Here is a 22,834-nt window from a genome sequence, read left to right as displayed (position 1 = left end):
TAGTTTTGTCTAACAATTTTAATTTCATGAAGCGAATATTATTTTCTATTACTTTTTTATCTTCGTATTGTTTTGCCCAAGAGATAGACAGTTTAAGTACCAATCAACTTAAAAATACTGATTCTGTAAAGGTTTCTAAAAAAGAATTCAGGACAAGTAATATTGATGATGTAGTGGTTACCGGAACCATAAAACCGATGAGCAGGTCAAAAAGCCCTGTGGCTGTTGAGATCTACAGTCAGAAATTTTTTCAAAAAAATCCCACTCCAAGTATTTTTGAAGCCATCAGTATGGTGAATGGAGTAAAACCTCAGCTAAACTGTTCTGTGTGCAACACGGGAGATATTCATATCAATGGTTTAGAAGGACCTTATACGATGATTCTTATAGACGGAATGCCCATTGTAAGTTCTCTTTCCACCGTGTACGGATTAAGTGGAATTCCTAACAGTTTAGTGGATAGAATAGAGGTGGTGAAAGGTCCGGCTTCTTCTATTTATGGTTCTGAAGCGATGGGAGGAGTTATTAATATCATCACCAAAAATGCGTTGACGGCTCCTAAACTCAGCGTCGATATGATGACGAGTTCTTGGGCTGAGAATAATCTTGATCTTTCCACAAAGTTTAATATAGGGAAGAAGGCCGCTTCATTATTAAGTTTAAATTATTTTAGTTTTCAGGAAAGAATAGATCAAAACAAAGATAATTTCACAGATACTACTTTGCAAAGCAGAATTTCAGTTTTTAATAAATGGAATTTTAAAAGAAAAGAAAACAGACAGGCCAGTTTTGCGCTGAGATATTTATATGAGGATCGCTTTGGAGGCGAAATGCAGTGGAATAAATCTTTCCGCGGAAGTGATGAGGTATATGGTGAAAGTATTTATACGAACAGAGCCGAAGTTTTTGGATTGTATGAATGGCCGATGAAGGAACATATTGTGACCCAGTTTTCTTATAATTATCATGACCAGAATTCATTTTACGGAGCCAATCCGTTTAATGCCCTTCAAAAGGTTGCTTTTGTGCAGACCTATTGGGACAGAAGCTTCGGAAAACATGATATTACTGCCGGACTTACTTTCAAAAGAACTTTTTACGATGATAATACCCCGGGAACTCTGGCATCAGACGGAATAACCAATGCGCCGATGAAGTCTCCGATCTGGGGGGCATTTATCCAGGATCAATGGGAGATTAATGATAAGAATACCATCTTATTAGGCTATCGTTATGACTATGATAAAGTACATCATTCTGTACATTCTCCAAGATTTGCATGGAAATTCTCACCGAATCCATACCATACTTTAAGATTTAATTTTGGGACAGGATTCAGAGTGGTCAACCTGTTTACAGAGGATCATGCGGCATTAACTGGTTCCAGAGAAGTAGTGGTAAAATCAGATCTTCAGCCGGAGAGATCCGTAAACGGGAACCTGAATTATATCTGGAAAATTCCTGTGGGAACACGGATGATAAACCTTGATGCCTCTGCATTTTATACTTATTTCAGTAATAAAATCGTGGGTGATTTTGATTCTGATCCGAATAAAATCATCTATGATAATCTGCACGGATATGGAGTTTCCCGAGGAGCGTCATTAAATGTGGATTTCAGTTTTGCATTCCCGTTAAGCGTTAATTTAGGAGTAACTTATCTTGACGTTTACCAGAAATATGATGATGAAAATCAAAAGACACAACAACTTCATGCCCCAAAGTGGAGTGGTACCTATAGTCTGACTTATAAATTCCCGAGCAATCTTACAGTAGACTTTACAGGACAATTTTATGGTCCTATGAGGCTGCCTGTTTTACCAAATGACTTCAGACCGGAGTATTCTCCATTTTATTCTCTGGCTAATATTCAGGTTTCAAAGAGTTTTACATCCGGATTTGAAGTGTATTGCGGGGTGAAAAATTTATTCAACTTTACTCCTAAAGATCCCCTGATGAGACCGTTTGATCCATTTGACAAACACGTAGATGATCCTATCAACAACCCCAATCATTATACTTTCGATACGGCGTATGGCTATGCCCCCATGCAGCGTATCAGAGGGTTCTTGGGAGTGAAGTATACTTTACGATGAAAAAAATAGCTTTATTTTTAATGTTAGTGCCCTGTTTTTATCTGTCTCAGATGAAGACAGGCACTTTTTCTGAACTTGAGCGTCAGCAAAAAGAAACTCCAAAGCCTGTTGTTATTCATTTGTATACGGATTGGTGTACAGTCTGCAAAATAGAATCTTTCCGTTTGAATAAGGATAAAGACTTGGTAGAAATGATGAATGATCATTTTTACCTGATTAATTTTGAGGCTGAAAAAACGAGAGAAAAAATTAACTTTCAAGGTCAGGAGTTTAGCTATTTATCCAATGGGAATTCCGGAATTCATGCGCTGGCTTTGGCGCTATCCAAGAATAAGGAACAGCCGGTTTATCCGTTGTGGATTTTTCTGGATAAGAATCAGAATTTGGTGTATTACCAGGAGGGGTTGCTCACTCCTGAAAAAATGAAACAGAAACTGAAGGAGATTTCGGCTTTGTAATAGGTTGGGAAACGCTAAGACGCAAATTTTTCTATTTTAATGTGTTGTATGTAAGACACAAGGATTTTATTTGTGATGCGATTGGATACTGCTAATTTTAATGCCACGAATATCCGAATAAAATGATACTTCCATAATTTCACAAGTAAAATCTATAGGTCTGAGTAGTTCAAAAAATAAACTGCATATCATACAGACTTTGAGCTGTATATGCATTATTCGTGCATTTTGGATGCTGCTAATTTTAATGCCACGAATACCCGAATAAAATGATACTTCCATAATTTCACAAGTAAAATCTATGGGTCTGAGTAGTTCAAAAAATAAACTGCATATCATATAGACTTTGAGCTGTATATGCATTATTCGTGCATTCGTGGCGAAATAATAACAGAGTTGACTGCCGAAAATATTCGATTTTCTTGCGCCTTAAAAACAATATCTTATTTTAAGACCTTTGCGCCTTTGCGATGTCCCACAACAAAAATGTGATTTCCGTTTTTTATTTTTATCTATTGTATGAGAGAATTTTTAAATTTCTGCATCAATCAAAACAGCTAATTGGATACAGGGTTGATGAGATCTGTTGCTCCATGCATGGCTGGTTCCTCTCTGGATCACAATATCTCCTGGCTTCAGCAGGGTTTCACCTTCTTCCATAATCAAATACAGCTCACCCGAAAGGATGATGATATAATCTAATGTGGGGGTTTCATGCATCATCGGATGAGGTTCTCCTTCTTTGAATTCGACACCAAGATCTTTATCCGGAGGGATCACTACGTATCGGAAATAGGTTCCGTTTTTGGGTGTTTGAGGAAATCCGGTATTGGGAATTCTTGTTTCAAAATCAAGGTTTGCCGGCGTTACCTGAGTATTCCAGATGTCTGAGATAATAAGTCCCGGGAGATGTTCTACAGCATTTTCAACTTGTTGATCTTCTACGATAATGGATTTTCCGTTTTTAATGCCTGTTATGATTCGTCTTGGTATGTTGTTCATTGGCTTATGAATTTTTCATGATGAGTTTATGACCTTGGGTCTGGTTATTTTTAAGAATGGAATGTGCTCTGAGAACAGTTTCTAAAGAAAGATTACCGATTATTTTGTGTTGAGAAGGTGCTATGGATCCGTTTTCAATAAGTTCTGAAATTTCTTCCAGACTATTTTTGTAATAATCATACTTTTTAACCATGCTGTAGGCATAATTGGAGATATTCATGATTACCGTTCCTTTATTGAAAAGAAGTTCATGAGCTTCCTTAGTAACAAGAGCTGTAACATCCACATAGGTTCCATTAATTTTCAATACTTCTGCCGTAATTTCAGCCATAACATTTCCAACCAGATCAATTCCGATATCATAAGGTTGATGATAATTGGCCTTTAAAATATTTTGTACAAGATTTTCTTTTTTATAATTGACGATTTGATGAGCTTTTAGTCCGAGGCTGAGAAGCATCTGTCTGTTTTCTTCACTTCCTACGGTCGCAACGAAATTTTCAATGTGGTGAGCTAACAAAATTTTGATTAAAAAGGAGCCTACACCGCCGGCTGCTCCGGTAATGAGAATGGTTTGTTCCGGCTGTAATTTTAGTCTTTTAAAAATTTGCAGAGACGTAAGGCCTGCAGATGGGATGGAGGCTGCCTGTTCGAAAGAAATATTTTGAGGTTTATGAGCAACGATCACTTCCGGAACAGAAATGTATTCCGCATAGCTTCCATTGCTTCCCATAGATCCACTGCCACAGAAGACTTCAGCTCCGATGTTGAACTGAGTGACTTCAGCTCCTTTTTCTACAACAATTCCGGATAATTCGCGCCCTAAAATGGGAGAACTGATGAGTTTTCGTTCCAGTTCATTTTCCAACATCTGATAATCGATAGGGTTGAAGCCGCTTGCTTTAATCCGGATTAATACTTCATGAGGTTTAGGTTGTGGTTGGTCTGTAAAACCATCCTCAAGTTCAAAGTTTTTATTTAAAATGACTGCTTTCATAGGATTGATTTGATGTACAAATGTAAAGCGGGAATAGTTTATATTTGCTACTAGTTAACAATGGGTAACTAGTTACCTCGATGAAACTATTATGGCAAAAATTATTGAAAACGGCATTGAAAGAGAAGCCAGCTGTACGGAAGAATTATTTGCAATGCGTGATAGTCTGGATGTGCTGGGAGGAAAGTGGAAATTGATGATTCTTCGTTATCTGACCAACAGAACGGATCAGCAGATCCATTTTAAAAAACTGGAACGCGGAATTGATGGAATTTCGGCTAAAATGCTCAGTAAAGAACTGAAAGAACTCGAAACGAATCTTCTGATTACAAGAACGATCCGGGATACAAAACCTATTACAGTCACTTATGCTGTTACGGAATATGGAAAATCTGTATTTCCGGTGACAGAGACATTGGTGAACTGGGGAATACTTCATAGAGAGAAGATCAAGGAGTCAATGACTACTTCAGGATCTTAAAAGAACAATAAAAAAATCCTCAGACTCATAAGAGCTGAGGATTTACAGTCATATAAATAGTTGATTACACTATTTTTTGTTAAGCCAGGAATTAACCAGTTCTTTGTGTGCTTCCACCCATTCTTTAGCAGTTTCTTCCTTATTTTTACTGTGTTCCATCTGGATTAAAAGATCACTCATGTTTTCATCATCAAAGTGAAGTCTGGAAAAGAATTCAGCTAAATCAGGGTGATCTTTACCAAAGCTTTTTCTTGCATATGTTTTGATCTGCTCAGATTCACCAAAAATCTTTTTGGGGTCTTCAAGAAACTTCAGTTTCATTTTACCAAACATCCAGTGAGGCTGCCATCCTGTTACTACAATCCATTCTTTACGTTGTATGGCATTCTGTAATTCAGTGATCATGGCAATGGTGGATGAATTGATTTGCTTGTAATCCAATTTGTAATCTACAATGGCTTTATCTGTTCCGGTAGTTAATCCAGCCCCTTTTTCAATTCCAATGATTCTATGATTAAACTGATCCTGATGCTGATTGAGCTCTTCAATAGAGTGAATAGCAACATAGTCGGGAACGACTAATCCTATACGACCGTTGTCATAATTGGTTCCAATATGCATTAATCCTGGAAATTTGGCAAGCTTCTTAGCATGAGTGTAAGGAAGCCAGACTCCCATAAAAAGGTCTGTATCTTCATTATTCATGGAGGCCAGAATCATATCGGTAGAGGCTTTTTGAATAATGACATGATAGCCCTGCTGGTCCAAAATAGCTTTGGCAACATGAGTCATGGCAACATCTTCTGCCCAGCCATCTACCATTCCTATGGTAATATATTTAGAGTTCTTTATGTTTCCGCATGAGTTTAATGCAGCAAACGCTGCTATTAAAATGGGAAAAAATAGATATTTTATTTGTCTCATCTTATTGTTTTTTCTTTACAAATCCCTGGGTAATCCTATCGAGAATGATGGCTAAAATGACAACAGATAATCCACTTTCAAATCCAAGGCCAATATCCAGGTTGTTAATTCCTTCCAATACTTTTTCTCCTAAACCACCTGCGGCAATCATTCCGGCAATCACAACCATAGATAGTGATAAAAGAATCGTCTGATTGATTCCTGTTAAAATAGTTTTCATAGCCAGAGGGAGTTCTACTTTAAATAAAATCTGGCGGTTTGTTGCTCCAAAAGCGCGGGCTGCTTCTACAATATCTTTCGGAACAGATTCAATTCCCAGTGTCGTTAAACGTACCGCCGGTGGCATGGCAAAAATGATGGTTGCAAAAGCACCAGGTACTTTCCCGATACTGAAAAACAGTACCGCCGGAATCAAATAAACAAATGCGGGCATCGTCTGCATTAAATCCAGCAAAGGGCGAATTATTTTTGCTGCGATTTTATTTTTAGCAGCTAAAATTCCCAGAGGAATAGAAAAGACTAAGGCGGTAATGGTGGCCACAAAAATAAGCGCCAGTGTTTCGATGGTTTCTTTCCATAATCCCATTAAAAATATCAGACTCAACCCTGCAACAGTTACTATGGCAATACCTTTTCCGGCTTTCCATAATGCTAAGAGGGAAATGAAGAGAATGATGACATAAAAAGGAGTGTTGATAAGGACCCATTCAATCCCCATGATCGAAGAGTTTCCTATATGTTTTATGATATCAAATACAGGTTTTCCGTTTTCCGTGAGCCAATTGATTGCAGTTTCTACATATTGACCTATATCTATAATTTTATTCATCTTACTGGTTGTTTGCGATTTCTTTTAATTCAATGATTTCTTCTTCGTTAAATTTCGTAGCTTCTATGACAAGAGATAATTGGGTGACAAGACCTAAAAATTTATTGTTTTCATCTACGACGGCAATGGCAGATTTACTCCCTGAAATTAGCGGTAACATTTCTTCTACTGTTACTTCTGGATAAACGGAAGGTACATTGCTATTGATAATGGATTCTACCGTAGGTTCTTTCTTTTTGGCAATGCTGACAACGTCATTAAGCGTTACAAAACCAAGGAATTTATTTTGGAAATCTACAACAGGTAAGTTTTCCAGCCCTGTTGCTCTCATTTTTCTTAAAGCTCCTTCGGGGCCGTCTTTTCTAAAACGTACGACTGTTGCTTTATCAAACATCAGAGATCTGGCAGTGATAATTGTTTTACGGTCTACTTTTTCTACGAATGCTTTTACATAGTCACTAGCCGGGTTGGTTAAAATATCTTCGGCTGTTCCTATTTGTTCTATGACCCCATCTTTCATAATGACGATACGGTCACCGATCTTAATGGCCTCGTCCAAATCGTGGGTAATGAAGACAATCGTTTTTTGTAAAGTGTTTTGCAGTTCCAGCATCTGATCCTGCATTTCAGATTTTATTAAAGGGTCCAGTGCAGAAAAAGCTTCATCCATGAGCAATACTTCCGGATCATTAGCTAAGGCTCTTGCTAATCCTACTCTCTGCTGCATTCCTCCTGAAAGTTGAGAAGGATATTGATTTTCGAAACCGTTTAAACCTACAATGTCTAATGCTTTTTGTGCTTTTTCATCTCGGGAAGTTTTGCTTTCGCCTCTGATTTCAAGTCCGAAACCGGCATTGTCTAAGATATTGTGATGGGGAAGTAATCCAAATTTTTGAAATACCATACTCATCTCTGTTCTTCTTACTTCCAGGAGTTGCTTATTGTTTTTACCGGTAATATCATCATCATTGATGTATACTTTTCCCGAAGTAGGTTCATTAAGCCTGTTAAGACATCGGAGTAAGGTAGATTTTCCACTTCCGGACAAACCCATAATCACAAAGAATTCTCCTTCATAGATTTCAAAACTTGCTTTGTTGATTCCTACCGTACAGCCTGTTTTTTCAAGAATTTCTTTTTTGGAAAAACCTTTGTCTAAAAGTTCCTGTGCTTTTTCTTTGTTTTTACCAAAAATAATAGTCAGATCTTCAACTTTAAGTTTTACTTTTCTACTGTTTTCATTTTTTTCCATATTCAGAATTTTTTAATTAATAATTGATACACAATGTGGTATATCATTATATGATTAAACATTTAATCTTTTGGTGTTGTTCTTTTGGTGACGAGCATAAAAAATAGATTGCCAGGCTTTTACCATTAAAAGCTTATCACAAAAAAATAAAAGCATAAAGCGCTCCGGCCTTATGTTTATTTTAAATATTTCAATAGATTTTACTCTAGAAAAAAGAGTGTTTCATGTAAAAAGAAATGAATCTTTTACATGAATTCTACAATTAAATTACTGATGAGGTAATTAAAGATATGTGTACTGAACAACTTGAATCCTTACATTTCATCATAATGAAGGTTTTGTAAAAAACCTGTGTATCAGATTTTTACAGCGATGCAAATTTACGAATTTTATTTTAAATGGTTTTTTTTGGACCTAAGAAGCTGGTTTTAAGTCAGGTTATGAAGTGGGATACTCATGGTAAATTTCCCTTTATCATTAACGATAAAAGTGTTTTAAAAATGCAGATGTTTTTTAGAAAAATCTATGCAGTATAAGAAGTGAAACTACTTCAGTAAAACTGCAAGAATTGCCAGTATTGCAGGCAGTGCCTGAACGAAAAATATCTTTTTCGTGGCAGAAACAGCTCCATAAATACCGGCTATGGCAACACAACTTAAAAAGAATAACGCGATATGATCCTGCCATTGAGGATCTTTAATCATAAAAGACCAGATAAGTCCTGCAGCGAGAAAACCATTGTATAATCCCTGATTAGCAGCCAATCCTTTGGTTGGTTTGAACATTTCTGCAGGTAAAGCAGCTTTGAAAACCTCTTTCCCTTTGGTTTCCCATGCGAACATTTCCATCCAGAGAATATACAGATGTTCTATGGCAACAACAGCGATCAGAATTTTGGCAATGACTTCCATGATTTAATATTTTTGTCATTGTAAAACTAAAAAAATAAAGTTAAGTTTGGGTATTCAATTCTAAAGATGGATAATTTCAAGGCACATTTAAACAAATTCATTACTGTATCAGAGGAAGAGTATATTTCAATTTTTTCATTCTTTGAAGTATTGGAGGTGAAAAAGAAAGAAACCCTTATGCTGGAAGGTGAGGTATGCAGAAATATGTATTTTGTAGTGGAAGGTTGTCTGAGAAAATACTTTATCAATGAAAAAGGAATAGAACATACGACTCAGTTTGCCATTGAAAACTGGTGGGTGACTGATACCTTTGCTTATGAGCGACAGATACAGACGGATTTCAATATTCAGTCTGTAGAAAAATCAACGATTCTCGTTATTGATTTTAAAAACCAGGAATTATTATTGGAGAAACATCCGATTATGGAGCGGTATTTCAGAATGATTTATCAGCGGGCCTATGCTGCTTCTGAAAGAAAAATCAGGTATTTATATGAATATTCGAGAGAGGAGCTTTATGTTCACTTCAGTACATTGTATCCATGGTTTATTCAGAGAATACCTCAATACCTGGTAGCTTCTTTTCTTGGTTTTACCCCGGAATATTTAAGTGAAATCAAAGCAAAATTACGTTCTTAAACCAGTTTAAGTTTTTTACGGATCGGATATCGGAAATTTGTCATGTAATTAAAAGCGAATGCAATGACAGATACAAAAAATCAATTTCCACAGTTATTTTTAAGATGGGCTCTTTCTGTAACCATGCTTTCTGCAGTAGCCGACCGATTCGGGTGGTGGAGTGCAGAAAATTCTTCATGGGGAAATATGAAGAGTTTTGAAGAATACACAAGATCACTGACCTTTTTTCTTCCGGAAGCGCTAAGTACTTTTTCCGCTTATGCAGCTACATTTTTTGAAATATTATTGCCATTGATGCTGATTGTGGGTTTTAAAACCAGAATTGCCGCCTATGGAAGCAGTATCCTGATGTTGATTTTTGCCGTATCCATGACTATTGCGTTAGGTTCTAAGGCTCCCCTCAATTATTCAGTCTGGGTGGGAAGTGCCGCCGCTCTTTTGCTGGCTGTTCAGCAACACTATTCTTTTAGTATCGATCAATTAACCAAAAAATAAATATAATGAGCGCAAGATTAAATATTGCAACAGTAGATTCAGCAGCTTACAAAGCAATGATGGGATTAGAAGGATATTTACAAACTACTTCCTTAACCCATATTCAAAAGGAATTAATTAAAATCAGAGCTTCCCAGATTAATAAATGTGCTTTCTGCCTTGATATGCATACAAAGGATGCCATCAAATATGGAGAAACAGCTCAAAGAATCTTTATTCTTGATGGCTGGACTGAAGCCAAAGAGTTTTTTACAGAAGAAGAACAGGTACTTTTGGCAATGACAGAGGAAATTACTTTGATCAGCCACAAAGGGCTAACTGATGAAACCTATCAAAAAGCTAAAACGTTCTTTGATGAAGCTCAGATTGCTCAGATTATCATGGCTATTGTAACGATTAATGCATGGAACAGAATTGCAGTAAGTACACATTTGCCAATCGCTAAGTAGGTGAGCCATTAAAATCGGTTTATTAACAAAAAAAGAGCTTTTCAATAGTGAAAAGCTCTTTTTTGTGTTTTCCATTGTTTTAAATTTTATAATTGATAGTTAAAAAAATTCTGTGATCAGTCTCTCAGATTTGGAATATTAAACTACACATTATTCCTGAGAAAGAAATTAATAAATAGCAACCGGGTTTACGTTTACCTGAGTAGAACCTACATAGAGAGGTTGTCCCAATACAAACAGGAATTCCCATACTTTTTGTTTTACCAATGGGCGGCTGTCAATCAATTCTAAATTATAGATTCCTTTTTTAGCCAACATATACTGGTTAATTGGAAATTCTTCTTTACTTTTTGGATTTGGGTATACCTCAGAAGCCCAGGTGTCACCACCAAAAGCAACAATTCCTTGGTCAGCCAGCCATTTGGCAGCATCCATTCCGATTCCCGGTTCAGTTTCTAAGAACTGTTTGTTGTCTTTACCTACCAGTTCAAGCCATCCTGTATTGAAAAGTATAACATCTCCTTTTCTTAAAGTAAGACCTTGTTTCTTTAAAACAGCTTTGATGTCTTCAACGGTGAATTCTGTTCCACCAGGTACAATAGCTTTTCCATAGTGAGCTACCATATCAAGAACAACTCCTCTGGTAACAAAAGGAGGTACTTTTTCAACCCCTAATTTTTTCACACCTTCTACGGTTACAAAATCAGCAGCTTTATTTCCGTTGTAGTAAACATTATCAATACCGATGTGTCCGATACCGTTAAGCTGAGTTCCAACACCTGTCCATCCATTCACCAATTCATCGTTGAATGTAAATTTATTAGGACCAATACTTTTTCCACCTTGTTCTCCCGGTTGAATGTTGTATAGGTTGAAACTTCTGTGTCTGAAAGCGGGTAAGTTTTTGTCAATAGGAACAGCTAATGCTAATGTTTTACCTTGTTTTACTAATCCTAGTGCCTGTTTTACGACTTCAGGGGTTAACAGATTGGCTGCTCCGATTTCATCCTGAGCTCCGTAAGCTGACGGATACCATGATTTGTCTTCCGGATTTACAAGAGTTTGTGCGTTTAATGCCATGCTGTTTATACTCAATAGGGTTACTAACCCGAACATTTTGATCAGATTCTTTTTCATTTTTTTTATGAGGTATAGGTTAAAAAAAGGAAGAGGGAAGCCAGAAGAAGGAAGTTGCTGAAATCGGTGAACAACTGGTGTTCCGTTTATTGAAATATGCTTCCGGGTTTACTTTCCTTTAAAGAGAAAGGAAGCTGGAGGAGGAGAAAGTGTATTTTTTGAAGTCCGTCAACAACTGATATTGTATGGATTAAATTGTTGTAATTATTCAAATTAACAGACGGTAAGGTAACAGTACATGCTGGTGTTTTCAACTTCACATTTCCATCTTACAGGCTGATAATACTTTGGATTCAAAGGTCTGAAAGTCATCACTAACCTGATTATACTTTCATTCTTCCTCTTCCGGCTCCCGGCTTTTATATTAAATCTCGCTTAAAGAGGCGTTGATGAAGTTTAATTCTTCCTGAGAAAGGTTTATATCCATTGCTTTTGCATTATCAATAGCCTGTTCTGCATTTCTGGCTCCGGCTAATACTACTGTAATTGCCGGCTGTAAAGCAGTCCATCTTAATACCAACTGAGAAAGGCTGGCTCCTTTTTCCTGAGCAATAGGTTCAATTTTTTCTAAGAATGTTTTTACTTTATTTACATCAAACTGAGAGAAATAACCGTTTCTGTGGTCGTTATCTTTTAATTTGTTATCCTTGAAATATTTACCTGTTAAAAGGCCTCTTTCCATTGGGCTGTATACGATAATCCCTGAATTGTTCTCTAAAGAATAAGGAACAAGATCACTTTCAATAGAACGGTTCAGCATACTGTAAGACACCTGGTTGCTTGCTAATTTCAATGTTCTGTTCGCTTCTTCCATTTGGGCAACACTATAGTTACTTACCCCTGCAGTACGAACTTTTCCTTGCTGGATTAATAATTCCATAGCTTCCATTGTTTCACTGATAGCAGTTGTGCTGTCCGGCCAATGAAGTTGTAAAAGGTCGATATAGTCAGTTCCCAGTCTTTTTAAGCTCTCTTCAACTTCTTTCATGATGTTTGCTTTAGAAGCTAATTTATATACAGGAATTACTTTTCCTTCATCTTCAGCGTCAAAGAAAAACGCTCCTTTTCCGTTGTTGCTTCCGTCCCATACCAAGCCGAATTTAGTTAACAGCTGGATTTTTGAACGGTCTTTTCCTTTAATGGCTTCACCAATCATTTCTTCACTTAATCCGAAACCGTAGAAAGGTGCCGTATCGATTGAAGTTACTCCATGATCTAATGATGCATGAATAGAGTTAATGGAATCCTGTTTTTCATTACCACCCCACATATTACCACCGATTGCAAAAGCCCCGTGTGTGATTGTTGATAATTCTAAATCTGTGTTTCCTAATTTTCTATATTCCATTTTTTTATTTTTAAATTGATTGTGATTATTTATTTAATTCTTTTAAAATTGCTTCTCCAACACTCTTTGCAGATTGTGGATTTTGTCCAGTGATGACTCTTTGATCGGTAACGACATGCTGCTGCCAAAGTCCGGATTTTTCAAATTGTGCTCCTCTTTCTTTTAATTTGTTTTCCAGTAAGAAAGGAACAATATCTGTTAGCTTTACTGCGGATTCTTCTTCATTGGTAAAGGCATTTATCTTTTTACCATCTATCAGGTATTTTCCGTTATTCAGTCTGATATTCACCAAGCCTGCGGGTCCGTGGCATACGCCTGCCACAATTCCTCCGTTTCCATAAATTTTTGAAGCGATATCTGCCAATTCTTTATTATCGGCCAGATCCCACATCGCTCCATGTCCGCCTGCATAAAAGATCGTTGAGTAGTCTTTGGAATTTATCTGTGACGGCATTAAAGAATGGTCAATCTTGTTTCTGTATTCCTTGTTTTCCCAGAACTCTTTGTTGACAGGATCTTTTAAATCAAATCCGTCTACCGGAGGAGTTCCACCTTTTGGGCTTACAAAGTCAATTTCATATCCTGCTTTGTGAAGGACTTCCCATGGATGAGAAACTTCGCCCAGATAATATCCTGTTTTTTCGTTTGTGCTGCCTTTTTTGTCATGGCTGGTTACAACGAATAAGATTTTCTTTTTCATATCAATAGATTTTTGGTGTTGAGCCTGAATAAATCCTATTGTGAAAAGGCTTAGAAATAAAAGCGCCAGTTTTTTCATTCTTAAATGAGATTGGTGATGTAAAGCTGGGGTACTTCCTGAAGTTTTTCATCAATTAAACTACCGAAAGCTTTAATATAAGGCTGCTCATTATGCTGTGCTAATCCTTCTTTACTTTTCCAAATTTCGTAGAATACAAAATGATTATTGTCTTCAATTCCCTGGTGAAGATTGTACAATTCACAAGCTTCTTCTTTTCTTGTTTCTTTTACCATATTTTGAAGAACTTCCAATACTTCTGAACGGTGCTCTTCTTTGGCTTTAATAACTGCGGTAAGATGAATTTTCATTATACTAATTCTGCTTTTAATTCTTTTTCAAATACATTTTTCACATGGTCTCTGTACAACTTCATGTCACGTTCTACGTTGGCATTTTTTTCCACATCATGGAAGTGGAAGCTATCCATTTTTTCTAACGATACGAAAGCGTTCATTCTGTGGAACCCAAATAGAGGTCCTTCGTCTACGCTTTTCTCATCAAAGAATTCTCCCGGAAGGGTAAAGGCTGTAGCAGGAGCATTCCAGCTTGTAGTCAGCATATATTTTCTTCCGCCAAGCATTCCTCCTGTTCCGTAGTTGATTTCAGGATTTACAGCATTTCTTCCGTCACTCATATAGATTCCTTTAGCGTGGCCTGCTGTGAAAACTTCATCAATATATTTTTTCAATCCGTTCGGAAGCTGGAACCACCAGATGGGAGTGTGGTAAATGATATAATCTGCCCAAACGAATTTTTCTACTTCTTCATGTTTGTCATAATTTTCACTTACATTTGTAATCTTTATTTCTACATTATCAAATTCTTTAAGAACGGTTACTGTATTTTCTGCGATAGTCTGATTATATTTTCCTCCGGAATGTCCGAAGTTCTGTCCTCCGTTGATGATTAATACTTTTTTCATTTTTTGATGATTGTTTACATTTTACTCTGCAAAGTTACCATGGAGTATTGTATAATAAAAATAATATAAATTATAGTAAAGTATTATAATATTTATAGATTGAAATTTTGAATTGAAAGTGGCGGGTTTTATACTGTCGGTTTAAAGTCTGGTATTTCTACGTTCTTATATAGAGTTTAATAATCTTTATTCATTAATATATTTTTTTTCATGGTAAAATGTCATGCTGTATCTGAACTGGAATTTCCATTTGTCTCGTACATTTGATTAACAAATTGACAGACAATGATACAGATAGCAGTTTTTGGTGATGTGCATGGGAATCTTCCTGCATTGGAAGTAGTGTTGAGGGATATTGAACAGAGAGGAATTCGTCAGAAGTTCTGTCTGGGCGATCTTGTAGATTTTGCACCGTGGGGTAATGAAGTAATAGAAAGGATTAGAAGTTTAAACATCCCTTGTATTCTTGGAAATCATGATGAAAGAATTGCTTTTGATTTACCTGTTTTTCCATTATCTAAGCATTCTGCAGAAGAAACAAAGGCAAGAGTTGTCGCTATTGATCATTCTAAAAAACATATTAGAGAGGAAAACAAAAAATTTCTTTCCGAACTTCCTTTTCATTTAAAATTAAATTATAAAGTAGGGAACAGGCATTGGAATATTCAGTTGGTGCATTCCAGTCTGGAAAGCAATGATACTTACTTATACGAATCAGAAAATGATGAGGTTTTTACCAGTATGCTGGAAGATTCAAAGGCTGATATTATTCTGATGGGACATACTCATATATCATTCAAAAAACAGTTTGAAAATGAGAAATGGGCAGTCAATTGTGGTTCTGTTGGGCGCTCCAAAGAAGCAAACAGATTAGCATCCTACGTTATATTGACTTTGGATGCTGAAAAGATGAGTCCTGAAATTATACAATTAGCATATCCGCTTGAAGAAACCGCCCGTCAGATACAGGAGAGCGGGATTCCTGATTATTATGCTTCCTTTTTAAGAAATGAAAATGTATTAATATTATGATTATTTTGTAATTTTACATTATAATATTAATAATTAAGGCATGGTTAATTTAGAATGGTATCGTACTTTTAAGGCGATCTATAAAACCGGGACATTAACAGGTGCTGCTGATGCATTATTTATCTCACAACCAGGGGTGAGTCTGCATTTAAGCTCACTGGAAGCTTATGTAGGGTATAAACTGTTTGACAGGACCGGTAGAAAGATGATTCCGACGGAAAGGGGTAAGGTATTATTTAATGCCGTTGCAGAACCTCTTACGAAACTGGAGGATGTGGAGAAAAATTTCCAGAAATCTACAGAGAAACATACACCAACCATTAGTGTGGGAATGTGCTTTGAAACTTTTCAAACGACATTGGAGCAGTATGTTTCTTCATTGCCTTTCAATCTGATCATCAGTTTTGGAGAATACCCGGAAATGCTGGATCAGCTGGACAAAGGAATTCTGGATCTTATCATTACTCCTAAAAAAGGATCTTCACCCAATATTGAACATGAAGCGTTTTCTTCTGAACAAATTGTTCTGGTAGGAGGAAAGGATGTAGATACAGGAGCGTTCAAAAAAATATTGAAAACAAAAGATATAGAACAGATCGAAGCGTGGCTGAAGAATGAAAAATGGTACGGAACCACCGGAGATATGGAACATCTTTTCCAATACTGGACTTTAAACTTTGGTCACAAACCGAATTTTCGTCCAAATTATATTGTTCCTAATCTTAATTCAATTATCCGTTGTCTGAAAGGAGGAACAGGATTGGCTGTGGTCCCTGATTTCTTATGCAAAAATGAAATCGAAAGCGGAGAAATTAAGCTGATCTGGGAAGGAAAGAAAAAGCTGGAAAATACGTTGTATTTCGGATGCAGAAAGAAAACCAATTATCAAACGGAAATAGAACATATTAAAGGTTTATTTCGTAAGATGATGGGTAAGTAGAATCATATCTCGCATCTGCAATCCGTTTTCATAAATCGGGGATGGGTAATTTTCCATAAAGAAATCTTTACGTATCCCTGTTTTGTTGAAACCGTTTTTCTCATAAAACCTGATTTGTTGAAATCCGGTATCTGAAGTTCCTACACTGAGAACTTTATAATGGTTGCCAAGGGCTATTTCCTTCGCTTTTTTTATTAAAATACTTCCGATTCCTTTGCTTCTGTACCCTTCAATGACTGCAATATTTTTAATCTCAAGTTCCGTATCATTGTTTTGATATAAGGCCATAACGGCAATATTTTCTGTTCCATTCTGTAAGATATAGATATCGCATTTGAAAATGTATTGATCAATAGCTTCAGTGGTTTCATCTGCTAATAAAAGCAATCCATAAGGGGGCTCCGAATCTTTGTCGATTTTATTAAAAGTATATTGTTCCATTTACAGGCTTATATGAATAATCTGAGAATCATCATTTTCACAAAAATAAGAAAAATAGTAACCTAAATCCGGCCATTAATGGAATCATAAATGGTTTTTTGGTTGGAAATCGCAAAAAGGCAAAGAATTTTAAATAATATATTGCTTTTAAGATGCATGAAAATTGAAGATTTTCGGCAGTACAACACTCTTGTTTTTTGCCACGAATTCACGAATAATCAATATAACTCAAAAGGCTATGTTCCTATGTGGTTTAATGATTTTTACCCCATAGGAACATAGATTTTAAGCGTAAAAAGTTATGCGTACATCATTTTTTCGTGCATTGCAATAATCGGTATTCAATTGTACTGCAGATCAAATCCTCGTGACTTTGCGATTTCCCAACATCACTGCAAACATTCATTAAATAACATTTTTTTAACATAAACAGTAAAATTGCTAAGTATAGATTCCGATTTTTTGTTGCAAATTTGTTTAATCACTTTATATTAATAACTAAAATAAAGAACTATGCAAAAGAAAATCTATACAGGACAACCTGTAGTGACTTTAAATAACGGAGTGGATATCCCGGCTTTAGGATTTGGAGTATGGCAGATGGAAGATCTGAAAGAATGTGAAAATGCTGTAATCAAAGCAATTGAAACAGGCTATAGAATGATTGATACGGCTGCTATTTACCAAAATGAAACTGCTGTAGGCGCTGCAGTAAAAAACAGCGGAGTAAATAGAGATGAATTGTTCATTACTTCAAAAGTTTGGGTTCAGGATCATGGGTATGAAAAAGCAAAAAAGGCATTCCGGAGGACATTAGATAGATTACAGATGGATTATTTGGATATGTATCTTATTCATTGGCCTTATGGTGACTTTTTGGGAACCTGGACGGCTTTAGAAGAACTGTATGGGGAAGGAAAGATTAAAGCAATCGGAGTTTGTAACTTTACGGTTGAAAAGCTTGAAGAATTAAAAGCTAATTCAGCAGTTCTTCCGGTCATTAACCAGATTGAACTGCATCCTGTTTTCCAGCAAAAAGAATTACAGGTTTATGACAGAGAAAACAATATCGTCACTCAGCCATGGAGTCCGCTTGGAAACGGAAATGCAAATCTTTTAAGTAATCCTGATTTAAAAGGAATTGCTGAGAAATATGGGAAAACAGTGGCACAGGTGATTTTGAGATGGCATTTACAGGAAGGGTTTGTGGTAATTCCAAAATCTGTAACTCCGTCAAGAATTGAAGAAAACTTTAATGTATTTGATTTTACACTGACAGAAGATGAAATGAATGTTGTCCGGTCTTTAGATACAGGAAAAAGATTATTCTTTGATCCGAAAGACCCGGAATGGGAAGAGAAAATGCTAAATGCTGTAGCGGATATTTAAACTAAATCAATACTATATCTCCCGCAGATTTCACAGATCACATAGATTTTAAATTTATGAAACTCGTGAGATCTGCGGGATTTCTATTTTATTCGGACTGAGGAATGTCATATTCCGTTGAAAGTGAGGTATTCTTATTTTTTGTACCTTTTTAATTAAAATACTTTCTTATGCTTTGGCCGGATACAATCAGTAAAAAGTTCGGGATGAAATATCCCGTTATTCAGGCTCCGATGTTTGGAGTAAGTACGGTGCAGATGACAATTGCTGCTGCAAAAGCGGATTGTCTGGGGTCACTGGCATTAGCAGATCTTTCAGCGGATGAATCCGTTAAACTGATCAGGGAAACAAAGAAATTGACTGATAAACCTTTTGCAGTCAATATTTTTGCTCATGATATACCTGCTGTAACGGAAGACTTAAAAGAAAAATTTGTTAAGACCAAGAGGTTTCTGGAGCAATTAGCCGGAGAAAATAATCTTGAAGCGAGCTTTCCTGATTTTGAAAACCTGAAGGTGAGGAGCTATCATGAGCAGGTAGAAGCGATCATAGAAGAAAACTGCAAGATTGTAAGTTTTACCTTTGGAAATCTTGATGAGAAAAGTATTCATCAGTTAAAAGAAAACGGAGTCACACTTATAGGTACCTGTACTTCTCTCAAAGAGGCTTTACTATTAGAAAAATCAGGGATTGATATTATTTGTGTACAGGGAACTGAGGCGGGTGGACACAGAGGAACTTTTGATCCGGATCATGTTCCGCAGACCGGAGGACTTTCCTTATTATCCCAAGTCTATGACCACGTAAAGATTCCTCTGATCTATGGAGGTGGAATTTATAATGCGAAAACTCTGCAGGCGGTGAAGGATCTGGGAGCGCAGGCTTTTCAGGTCGGCACTCTTTTACTGGCTTCTCAGGAAAGTGCCTTGCTGCCTTTTGAAAAGGAAAGGATAAAAAAGGTGAAAGAAGAAGACCTTATTTTAACCAAGAGTTTTTCCGGTAGATATGCAAGAGGTATTCAAAATAAATATATTCAGATCGTTGAGGATTCTGAATATATTCTGCCTTATCCTTATCAGAATAAACTGACGAACGGATTGCGCAAGGCTGCCAAGACTCAGCAAAATATAGATTTTGTGGGAATATGGATAGGCCAGTCCATTCATAAGTACAGTGAATTTTCTACGACAGAAATCCTGAAAAATCTCATTGCTGAAGCAAATGCTCTTTAGAAAATATTCTCTTATTTTTGCAGCCTTTATAACAACTTTAAATATAATCATGAAAAAATTATTTCTACCATTCGCCTTAGTTTCAATCGTAGCATGCAGCAGCAGTACTGATGATGAAACCCAGACAAGTGATGCTTCAATTACAGGAAAATGGTCTCTGGATAAGGCTGAGCAGTATATGTCCAAAAATAAAGAGACGAAAGTATATAATCCATCAGAATGTGAGAAGAAAAGTATTCACGAATTCAGACTGAAGGATATGACTTCCACTATTTTTGAACCGGTGAATAACATTTGTGAACAAACGGATGTAGTTACCAGAAAATATACCTATAATGCCATGACTAAAAAATTCTGGTATGAAGGAGAAGAAGATTATCCTTACACTATTTCGAAACTGACTTCAACGGATATGGTGATGGAAGACCATACCAATGATACTGACGGAGACGGAATTCCGGATGTTGTTAAAAGATATTTAAAAAGAATAAACTGATGAAGAGATTGCGTAATACTGCCAAGAATCAGTAAAGCGCAGATTTTTTTTGGAATACGGACAGGCCATTGCATTCATAAGTACAACGAACTTTTTACGAATGAAATCCCGAAAAATTAATGACTGAGGGTAATTCTGAAGACAGAGAGGGGGACGGAATGAATGCTGTGATAGCAAGATATTATAGAGGAGTACAATAAAAGAAGCTTAGATAAAGGGAATTTCTTTTTGGCATAAGTGAAAGCCTGCAAAATATGATTATCTTACAGGCTTAAATAACCATTTAACTTAACCATGAAAAAACGATATCTATCGCTTGCTGTATTTTCAGTAATAGCTTCATGTAGCAATAATAATGAACCGGAACCTGAACCGGAAATTATCGGAACCTGGAAGCATGAAAAATCAACAGCGTACTCATCTTCATTAAATGAAACTTCTACTTATGTGCCGACAGGATGTACCACACAAGATACCTACGAGTTCAGGCAATATGATCTGATTACCATAAATCATATGATAACAAATACCGGATGTGTCCCTAAAGCAAGTAGAATTACAAAATATATTTATGACCCCAAAACAAAAAAGATCATGTTTAATGAGGAGGGTACTGAGCAGAATGCGGTTGTTTCAGTTTTAAACCGTATCAATATGGTTCTGGAATATCATTCAGATATTGATAAGGATGGTATCATGGATGTTTCCAAGTCTTATCTGGTCAGAATTAAATAAAAACAAAATTCCTTTCAAAGCTGAAAGGAATTTTATTTTATACAGAAATTTGAAAGATTATTGATATTCAAATTCTCAAATCAAACTTATTTCGTCAGATCCAGTCCTCCGAAATTTCCTGAACTCATCATCAGATAAACACCATCTGTTTTATTTAAAGTGTTCCAGTAGGAATGAAGATCTTCAGCATTGGTGAAAACCTTTAGATTTTCATTTTTAAATTTTTCTTTAATAAATTCAGGAGAGATAGGCTCCATTCTTTTGATCTTTAGAGCATCTTCGGAATAGAATACTACCGCTTCTTCCAGACCGTCCATAGCGTGATCGTATTGCTCCAGGAAAGCAGGATTTAAACTCGAATATGTATGAAGTTCAAGAAAACCGTGTTTCTTTTCATTTTTAAACTGCTCTACAAATGCTTTTACAGCTGCCTTTACTTTACTTGGTGCATGGGCAAAATCTTTATAAAGAATTCCCTTATCTTCTCTTTCTACTTTTTCAAGACGTTTTGAAGCTCCTTTGAAACTCATAATTGCTTCATAGAAATCTTCATCCATGATTCCCAGCTGCTGACAGATATGTCTTGCTCCTTCAAGGTTTAACAGGTTGTGGGCGCCAAAAACAGAAAGCGGTACATCTCCCATTTCGGTTTTTAAGTACACCTTTCCGTTATTGATTTCGTATTCAGGAGTTTTGTAAGGAATTTTTCTGAAATAATTTTCAGCATTTTCCACTACTTTTACAACTTCAGGATCCTCTTCGTTATAGACTAAAACCCCACCTGCCGTAATGCTTGCCACAAATTTTCTGAACTGCTCGATATAATCATCAAAAGTTTTGAAAACATTGATATGATCCCATGCAATACCACTCATCAAAGCAATATTCGGCTGGTATAATAAGAATTTTGAACGCAGGTCAATAGGAGAGGACAGGTATTCATCCCCTTCCAATACCATGAAGTCATTGTCCTGGGTCAGTTTTACCATACAGTCAAAACCTTCCAGTTGTGCACCCACCATGAAATCCACATCTTTCTGATGAAAGTTCAGAACATGAAGAATCATTGAAGTAATAGTGGTTTTACCATGAGATCCGGCAATAACCACTCTTGTTTTATTTTTTGACTGTTCGTACAGAAATTCCGGATAAGAATAAATCTTTAAACCCAGTTCTTTTGCTCTTGCCAGTTCAGGATTGTCCTGATGAGCATGCATTCCGAGAATAACGGCATCAATATCCGATGTGATTTTTTCAGGGAACCAACCCATTTCCTGTGGCAGTATTCCTTTATTTTCTAATCTGGATTTTGAAGGTTCAAAAATAGCATCATCTGAACCTGTAACCTGATATCCTTTATCTTTTAACGCAATAGCAAGATTATGCATAGCACTCCCGCCGATTGCAATGAAGTGGGTTTTCAATTGTATTTATTGTTTTTTTACATTATTATTAATGATCTCCTGAAAAGCCGCAAGGATGTTATTCCAATTGGTCTGATAATTCGGAGTAACCATACTCGCATCTGTTTTGCTGCCTTCGTTAGGCCCTTTCTTGATGTTGATGGAAGTGGTGATATTATCATACAGTTTTTTACGATCTTCCTGTATTCTTCTGAAGTTATTTTGGGAAAGAACCTGATTCAGTTTTTTCAAATCTTCACCGGAAATTTTAAAATCCTGTTTATATTTTTTTCCCTGGCCCTCAAAAGAATAGTGTGCATTATTGTCCTTAATAAGCAGGTTTTCATACACAGGGGCAAAGCCACCGCTTTTCGCATAGCTGATATCAAAATCAGAATATACCTTTTGGCTGTTGCACGAAACTAATACTATGATTGCGAATAAGATTCCTATTATTCTGTTCATA

The 22,834-nt window shown here is 36.3% G+C and carries 26 protein-coding genes; 12 read left to right on the top strand and 14 right to left on the bottom strand.

Annotated elements, in window-relative coordinates; all coding sequences use genetic code 11:
- Positions 1-26: 26 nt before the first annotated feature.
- Positions 27-2,096 (top strand): TonB-dependent receptor, encoded by a 2,070-nt coding sequence (locus JO178_RS07740; RefSeq protein ID WP_291933867.1) that lies wholly within the window; start codon positions 27-29, stop codon positions 2,094-2,096.
- Between the two features lie 50 nt (positions 2,097-2,146).
- Entirely contained in the window at positions 2,147-2,554 is a 408-nt protein-coding gene (locus JO178_RS07735; RefSeq protein WP_291933864.1) for a thioredoxin fold domain-containing protein, read from the top strand.
- Positions 2,555-3,085: 531 nt separating this feature from the next.
- On the opposite strand, the gene JO178_RS07730 is transcribed toward JO178_RS07735, so the two are convergent.
- Positions 3,086-3,556 (bottom strand): cupin domain-containing protein, encoded by a 471-nt coding sequence (locus tag JO178_RS07730; protein WP_291933862.1) that lies wholly within the window; start codon positions 3,554-3,556, stop codon positions 3,086-3,088.
- Positions 3,557-3,560: 4 nt separating this feature from the next.
- The gene (locus tag JO178_RS07725) at positions 3,561-4,553 is read right to left on the bottom strand and encodes an NADP-dependent oxidoreductase (protein ID WP_291933859.1); all 993 of its coding nucleotides are present in this window, start codon (positions 4,551-4,553) and stop codon (positions 3,561-3,563) included.
- A gap of 91 nt (positions 4,554-4,644) precedes the next feature.
- Here JO178_RS07725 and JO178_RS07720 point away from each other — a divergent pair, with 91 nt between their 5' ends.
- Positions 4,645-5,034, top strand: coding sequence for a helix-turn-helix domain-containing protein (locus JO178_RS07720; protein ID WP_291933856.1), 390 nt, complete (start codon positions 4,645-4,647; stop codon positions 5,032-5,034).
- A gap of 69 nt (positions 5,035-5,103) precedes the next feature.
- On the opposite strand, the gene JO178_RS07715 is transcribed toward JO178_RS07720, so the two are convergent.
- From JO178_RS07715 to JO178_RS07700, 4 genes are all read right to left on the bottom strand, one after another.
- Complete coding sequence (locus JO178_RS07715) at positions 5,104-5,958, bottom strand: glycine betaine ABC transporter substrate-binding protein (protein ID WP_291933854.1); 855 nt, start codon at positions 5,956-5,958, stop codon at positions 5,104-5,106.
- Between the two features lies 1 nt (position 5,959).
- A complete protein-coding gene (locus tag JO178_RS07710) occupies positions 5,960-6,787 on the bottom strand; it encodes a proline/glycine betaine ABC transporter permease (RefSeq protein WP_291933850.1) in 828 nt (275 codons plus the stop codon).
- A gap of 1 nt (position 6,788) precedes the next feature.
- Entirely contained in the window at positions 6,789-8,039 is a 1,251-nt protein-coding gene (locus JO178_RS07705) for a glycine betaine/L-proline ABC transporter ATP-binding protein (RefSeq protein WP_291933847.1), read from the bottom strand.
- Positions 8,040-8,584: 545 nt separating this feature from the next.
- Positions 8,585-8,950, bottom strand: coding sequence for a DUF1304 domain-containing protein (locus tag JO178_RS07700; RefSeq protein WP_291933842.1), 366 nt, complete (start codon positions 8,948-8,950; stop codon positions 8,585-8,587).
- Positions 8,951-9,016: 66 nt separating this feature from the next.
- On the opposite strand from JO178_RS07700, the gene JO178_RS07695 reads away from it, so the two are divergent.
- The 3 genes from JO178_RS07695 to JO178_RS07685 all read left to right on the top strand — a co-directional run bounded on the left by JO178_RS07695 (position 9,017) and on the right by JO178_RS07685 (position 10,533).
- Positions 9,017-9,589 carry a Crp/Fnr family transcriptional regulator gene (locus tag JO178_RS07695; protein WP_291933839.1) on the top strand — a complete coding sequence of 191 codons (573 nt, stop codon included), beginning with the start codon at positions 9,017-9,019 and terminating at the stop codon, positions 9,587-9,589.
- A gap of 63 nt (positions 9,590-9,652) precedes the next feature.
- Entirely contained in the window at positions 9,653-10,084 is a 432-nt protein-coding gene (locus tag JO178_RS07690) for a DoxX family protein (protein WP_291933837.1), read from the top strand.
- A 5-nt stretch (positions 10,085-10,089) separates the two neighbouring features.
- Entirely contained in the window at positions 10,090-10,533 is a 444-nt protein-coding gene (locus tag JO178_RS07685; RefSeq protein WP_291933834.1) for a carboxymuconolactone decarboxylase family protein, read from the top strand.
- A gap of 168 nt (positions 10,534-10,701) precedes the next feature.
- On the opposite strand, the gene JO178_RS07680 is transcribed toward JO178_RS07685, so the two are convergent.
- From JO178_RS07680 to JO178_RS07660, 5 genes are all read right to left on the bottom strand, one after another.
- Complete coding sequence (locus JO178_RS07680) at positions 10,702-11,670, bottom strand: cyclase family protein (RefSeq protein ID WP_291933831.1); 969 nt, start codon at positions 11,668-11,670, stop codon at positions 10,702-10,704.
- Between the two features lie 364 nt (positions 11,671-12,034).
- Positions 12,035-13,018, bottom strand: coding sequence for an aldo/keto reductase (locus tag JO178_RS07675; RefSeq protein ID WP_291933828.1), 984 nt, complete (start codon positions 13,016-13,018; stop codon positions 12,035-12,037).
- Between the two features lie 25 nt (positions 13,019-13,043).
- Positions 13,044-13,718, bottom strand: coding sequence for a type 1 glutamine amidotransferase domain-containing protein (locus JO178_RS07670; protein ID WP_291933826.1), 675 nt, complete (start codon positions 13,716-13,718; stop codon positions 13,044-13,046).
- 80 nt (positions 13,719-13,798) lie between these two features.
- Positions 13,799-14,086, bottom strand: coding sequence for a putative quinol monooxygenase (locus JO178_RS07665; RefSeq protein ID WP_291933824.1), 288 nt, complete (start codon positions 14,084-14,086; stop codon positions 13,799-13,801).
- A complete protein-coding gene (locus JO178_RS07660) occupies positions 14,086-14,700 on the bottom strand; it encodes an NAD(P)H-dependent oxidoreductase (RefSeq protein ID WP_291933822.1) in 615 nt (204 codons plus the stop codon). The genes JO178_RS07665 and JO178_RS07660 overlap by 1 nt, the downstream gene beginning before the upstream one ends.
- A 285-nt stretch (positions 14,701-14,985) precedes the next feature.
- Between JO178_RS07660 and JO178_RS07655 the strand changes: the two genes are divergently transcribed.
- The gene (locus tag JO178_RS07655) at positions 14,986-15,732 is read left to right on the top strand and encodes a metallophosphoesterase (RefSeq protein ID WP_291933820.1); all 747 of its coding nucleotides are present in this window, start codon (positions 14,986-14,988) and stop codon (positions 15,730-15,732) included.
- Positions 15,733-15,772: 40 nt separating this feature from the next.
- Positions 15,773-16,672, top strand: coding sequence for a LysR family transcriptional regulator (locus tag JO178_RS07650; protein WP_291933818.1), 900 nt, complete (start codon positions 15,773-15,775; stop codon positions 16,670-16,672).
- Here the strand turns inward: JO178_RS07650 and JO178_RS07645 are convergent.
- Entirely contained in the window at positions 16,646-17,113 is a 468-nt protein-coding gene (locus tag JO178_RS07645; protein ID WP_291933815.1) for a GNAT family N-acetyltransferase, read from the bottom strand. The two genes, JO178_RS07650 and JO178_RS07645, sit on opposite strands and share 27 nt — an antisense overlap.
- 513 nt (positions 17,114-17,626) lie before the next feature.
- On the opposite strand from JO178_RS07645, the gene JO178_RS07640 reads away from it, so the two are divergent.
- The 4 genes from JO178_RS07640 (at position 17,627) to JO178_RS07625 (ending at position 20,965) form a co-directional block, all read left to right on the top strand.
- Positions 17,627-18,502, top strand: a complete 876-nt coding sequence (locus JO178_RS07640; protein WP_291933812.1) for an aldo/keto reductase — start codon at positions 17,627-17,629, stop codon at positions 18,500-18,502.
- A 170-nt stretch (positions 18,503-18,672) separates the two neighbouring features.
- Positions 18,673-19,734 carry a nitronate monooxygenase gene (locus JO178_RS07635; protein ID WP_291933808.1) on the top strand — a complete coding sequence of 354 codons (1,062 nt, stop codon included), beginning with the start codon at positions 18,673-18,675 and terminating at the stop codon, positions 19,732-19,734.
- Positions 19,735-19,783: 49 nt separating this feature from the next.
- Positions 19,784-20,230 (top strand): lipocalin family protein, encoded by a 447-nt coding sequence (locus JO178_RS07630; protein ID WP_291933805.1) that lies wholly within the window; start codon positions 19,784-19,786, stop codon positions 20,228-20,230.
- 294 nt (positions 20,231-20,524) lie between these two features.
- Positions 20,525-20,965 carry a lipocalin family protein gene (locus JO178_RS07625; RefSeq protein WP_291933803.1) on the top strand — a complete coding sequence of 147 codons (441 nt, stop codon included), beginning with the start codon at positions 20,525-20,527 and terminating at the stop codon, positions 20,963-20,965.
- An 86-nt stretch (positions 20,966-21,051) separates the two neighbouring features.
- Here JO178_RS07625 and JO178_RS07620 read toward each other — a convergent pair whose 3' ends face one another.
- Complete coding sequence (locus JO178_RS07620; protein ID WP_291933799.1) at positions 21,052-22,389, bottom strand: Mur ligase family protein; 1,338 nt, start codon at positions 22,387-22,389, stop codon at positions 21,052-21,054.
- Positions 22,390-22,395: 6 nt separating this feature from the next.
- Positions 22,396-22,833 (bottom strand): hypothetical protein, encoded by a 438-nt coding sequence (locus JO178_RS07615; RefSeq protein ID WP_291933797.1) that lies wholly within the window; start codon positions 22,831-22,833, stop codon positions 22,396-22,398.
- Position 22,834 lies beyond the last annotated feature (1 nt).

The organism is Chryseobacterium sp., assembly GCF_019236175.1.
GTDB lineage: Bacteria > Bacteroidota > Bacteroidia > Flavobacteriales > Weeksellaceae > Chryseobacterium.
This window is presented reverse-complemented; position numbering and strand designations above follow the sequence as displayed.

Bases quoted from the DNA above. Each gene is read 5' to 3' on its own strand.
- JO178_RS07740 (WP_291933867.1), top strand. From the start codon at position 27: ATGAAGCGAATATTATTTTCTATTACTTTTTTATCTTCGTATTGTTTT.
- JO178_RS07735 (WP_291933864.1), top strand. From the start codon at position 2,147: ATGAAGACAGGCACTTTTTCTGAACTTGAGCGTCAGCAAAAAGAAACT.
- JO178_RS07730 (WP_291933862.1), bottom strand. From the start codon at position 3,556: ATGAACAACATACCAAGACGAATCATAACAGGCATTAAAAACGGAAAA.
- JO178_RS07725 (WP_291933859.1), bottom strand. From the start codon at position 4,553: ATGAAAGCAGTCATTTTAAATAAAAACTTTGAACTTGAGGATGGTTTT.
- JO178_RS07720 (WP_291933856.1), top strand. From the start codon at position 4,645: ATGGCAAAAATTATTGAAAACGGCATTGAAAGAGAAGCCAGCTGTACG.
- JO178_RS07715 (WP_291933854.1), bottom strand. From the start codon at position 5,958: ATGAGACAAATAAAATATCTATTTTTTCCCATTTTAATAGCAGCGTTT.
- JO178_RS07710 (WP_291933850.1), bottom strand. From the start codon at position 6,787: ATGAATAAAATTATAGATATAGGTCAATATGTAGAAACTGCAATCAAT.
- JO178_RS07705 (WP_291933847.1), bottom strand. From the start codon at position 8,039: ATGGAAAAAAATGAAAACAGTAGAAAAGTAAAACTTAAAGTTGAAGAT.
- JO178_RS07700 (WP_291933842.1), bottom strand. From the start codon at position 8,950: ATGGAAGTCATTGCCAAAATTCTGATCGCTGTTGTTGCCATAGAACAT.
- JO178_RS07695 (WP_291933839.1), top strand. From the start codon at position 9,017: ATGGATAATTTCAAGGCACATTTAAACAAATTCATTACTGTATCAGAG.
- JO178_RS07690 (WP_291933837.1), top strand. From the start codon at position 9,653: ATGACAGATACAAAAAATCAATTTCCACAGTTATTTTTAAGATGGGCT.
- JO178_RS07685 (WP_291933834.1), top strand. From the start codon at position 10,090: ATGAGCGCAAGATTAAATATTGCAACAGTAGATTCAGCAGCTTACAAA.
- JO178_RS07680 (WP_291933831.1), bottom strand. From the start codon at position 11,670: ATGAAAAAGAATCTGATCAAAATGTTCGGGTTAGTAACCCTATTGAGT.
- JO178_RS07675 (WP_291933828.1), bottom strand. From the start codon at position 13,018: ATGGAATATAGAAAATTAGGAAACACAGATTTAGAATTATCAACAATC.
- JO178_RS07670 (WP_291933826.1), bottom strand. From the start codon at position 13,718: ATGAAAAAGAAAATCTTATTCGTTGTAACCAGCCATGACAAAAAAGGC.
- JO178_RS07665 (WP_291933824.1), bottom strand. From the start codon at position 14,086: ATGAAAATTCATCTTACCGCAGTTATTAAAGCCAAAGAAGAGCACCGT.
- JO178_RS07660 (WP_291933822.1), bottom strand. From the start codon at position 14,700: ATGAAAAAAGTATTAATCATCAACGGAGGACAGAACTTCGGACATTCC.
- JO178_RS07655 (WP_291933820.1), top strand. From the start codon at position 14,986: ATGATACAGATAGCAGTTTTTGGTGATGTGCATGGGAATCTTCCTGCA.
- JO178_RS07650 (WP_291933818.1), top strand. From the start codon at position 15,773: ATGGTTAATTTAGAATGGTATCGTACTTTTAAGGCGATCTATAAAACC.
- JO178_RS07645 (WP_291933815.1), bottom strand. From the start codon at position 17,113: ATGGAACAATATACTTTTAATAAAATCGACAAAGATTCGGAGCCCCCT.
- JO178_RS07640 (WP_291933812.1), top strand. From the start codon at position 17,627: ATGCAAAAGAAAATCTATACAGGACAACCTGTAGTGACTTTAAATAAC.
- JO178_RS07635 (WP_291933808.1), top strand. From the start codon at position 18,673: ATGCTTTGGCCGGATACAATCAGTAAAAAGTTCGGGATGAAATATCCC.
- JO178_RS07630 (WP_291933805.1), top strand. From the start codon at position 19,784: ATGAAAAAATTATTTCTACCATTCGCCTTAGTTTCAATCGTAGCATGC.
- JO178_RS07625 (WP_291933803.1), top strand. From the start codon at position 20,525: ATGAAAAAACGATATCTATCGCTTGCTGTATTTTCAGTAATAGCTTCA.
- JO178_RS07615 (WP_291933797.1), bottom strand. From the start codon at position 22,833: ATGAACAGAATAATAGGAATCTTATTCGCAATCATAGTATTAGTTTCG.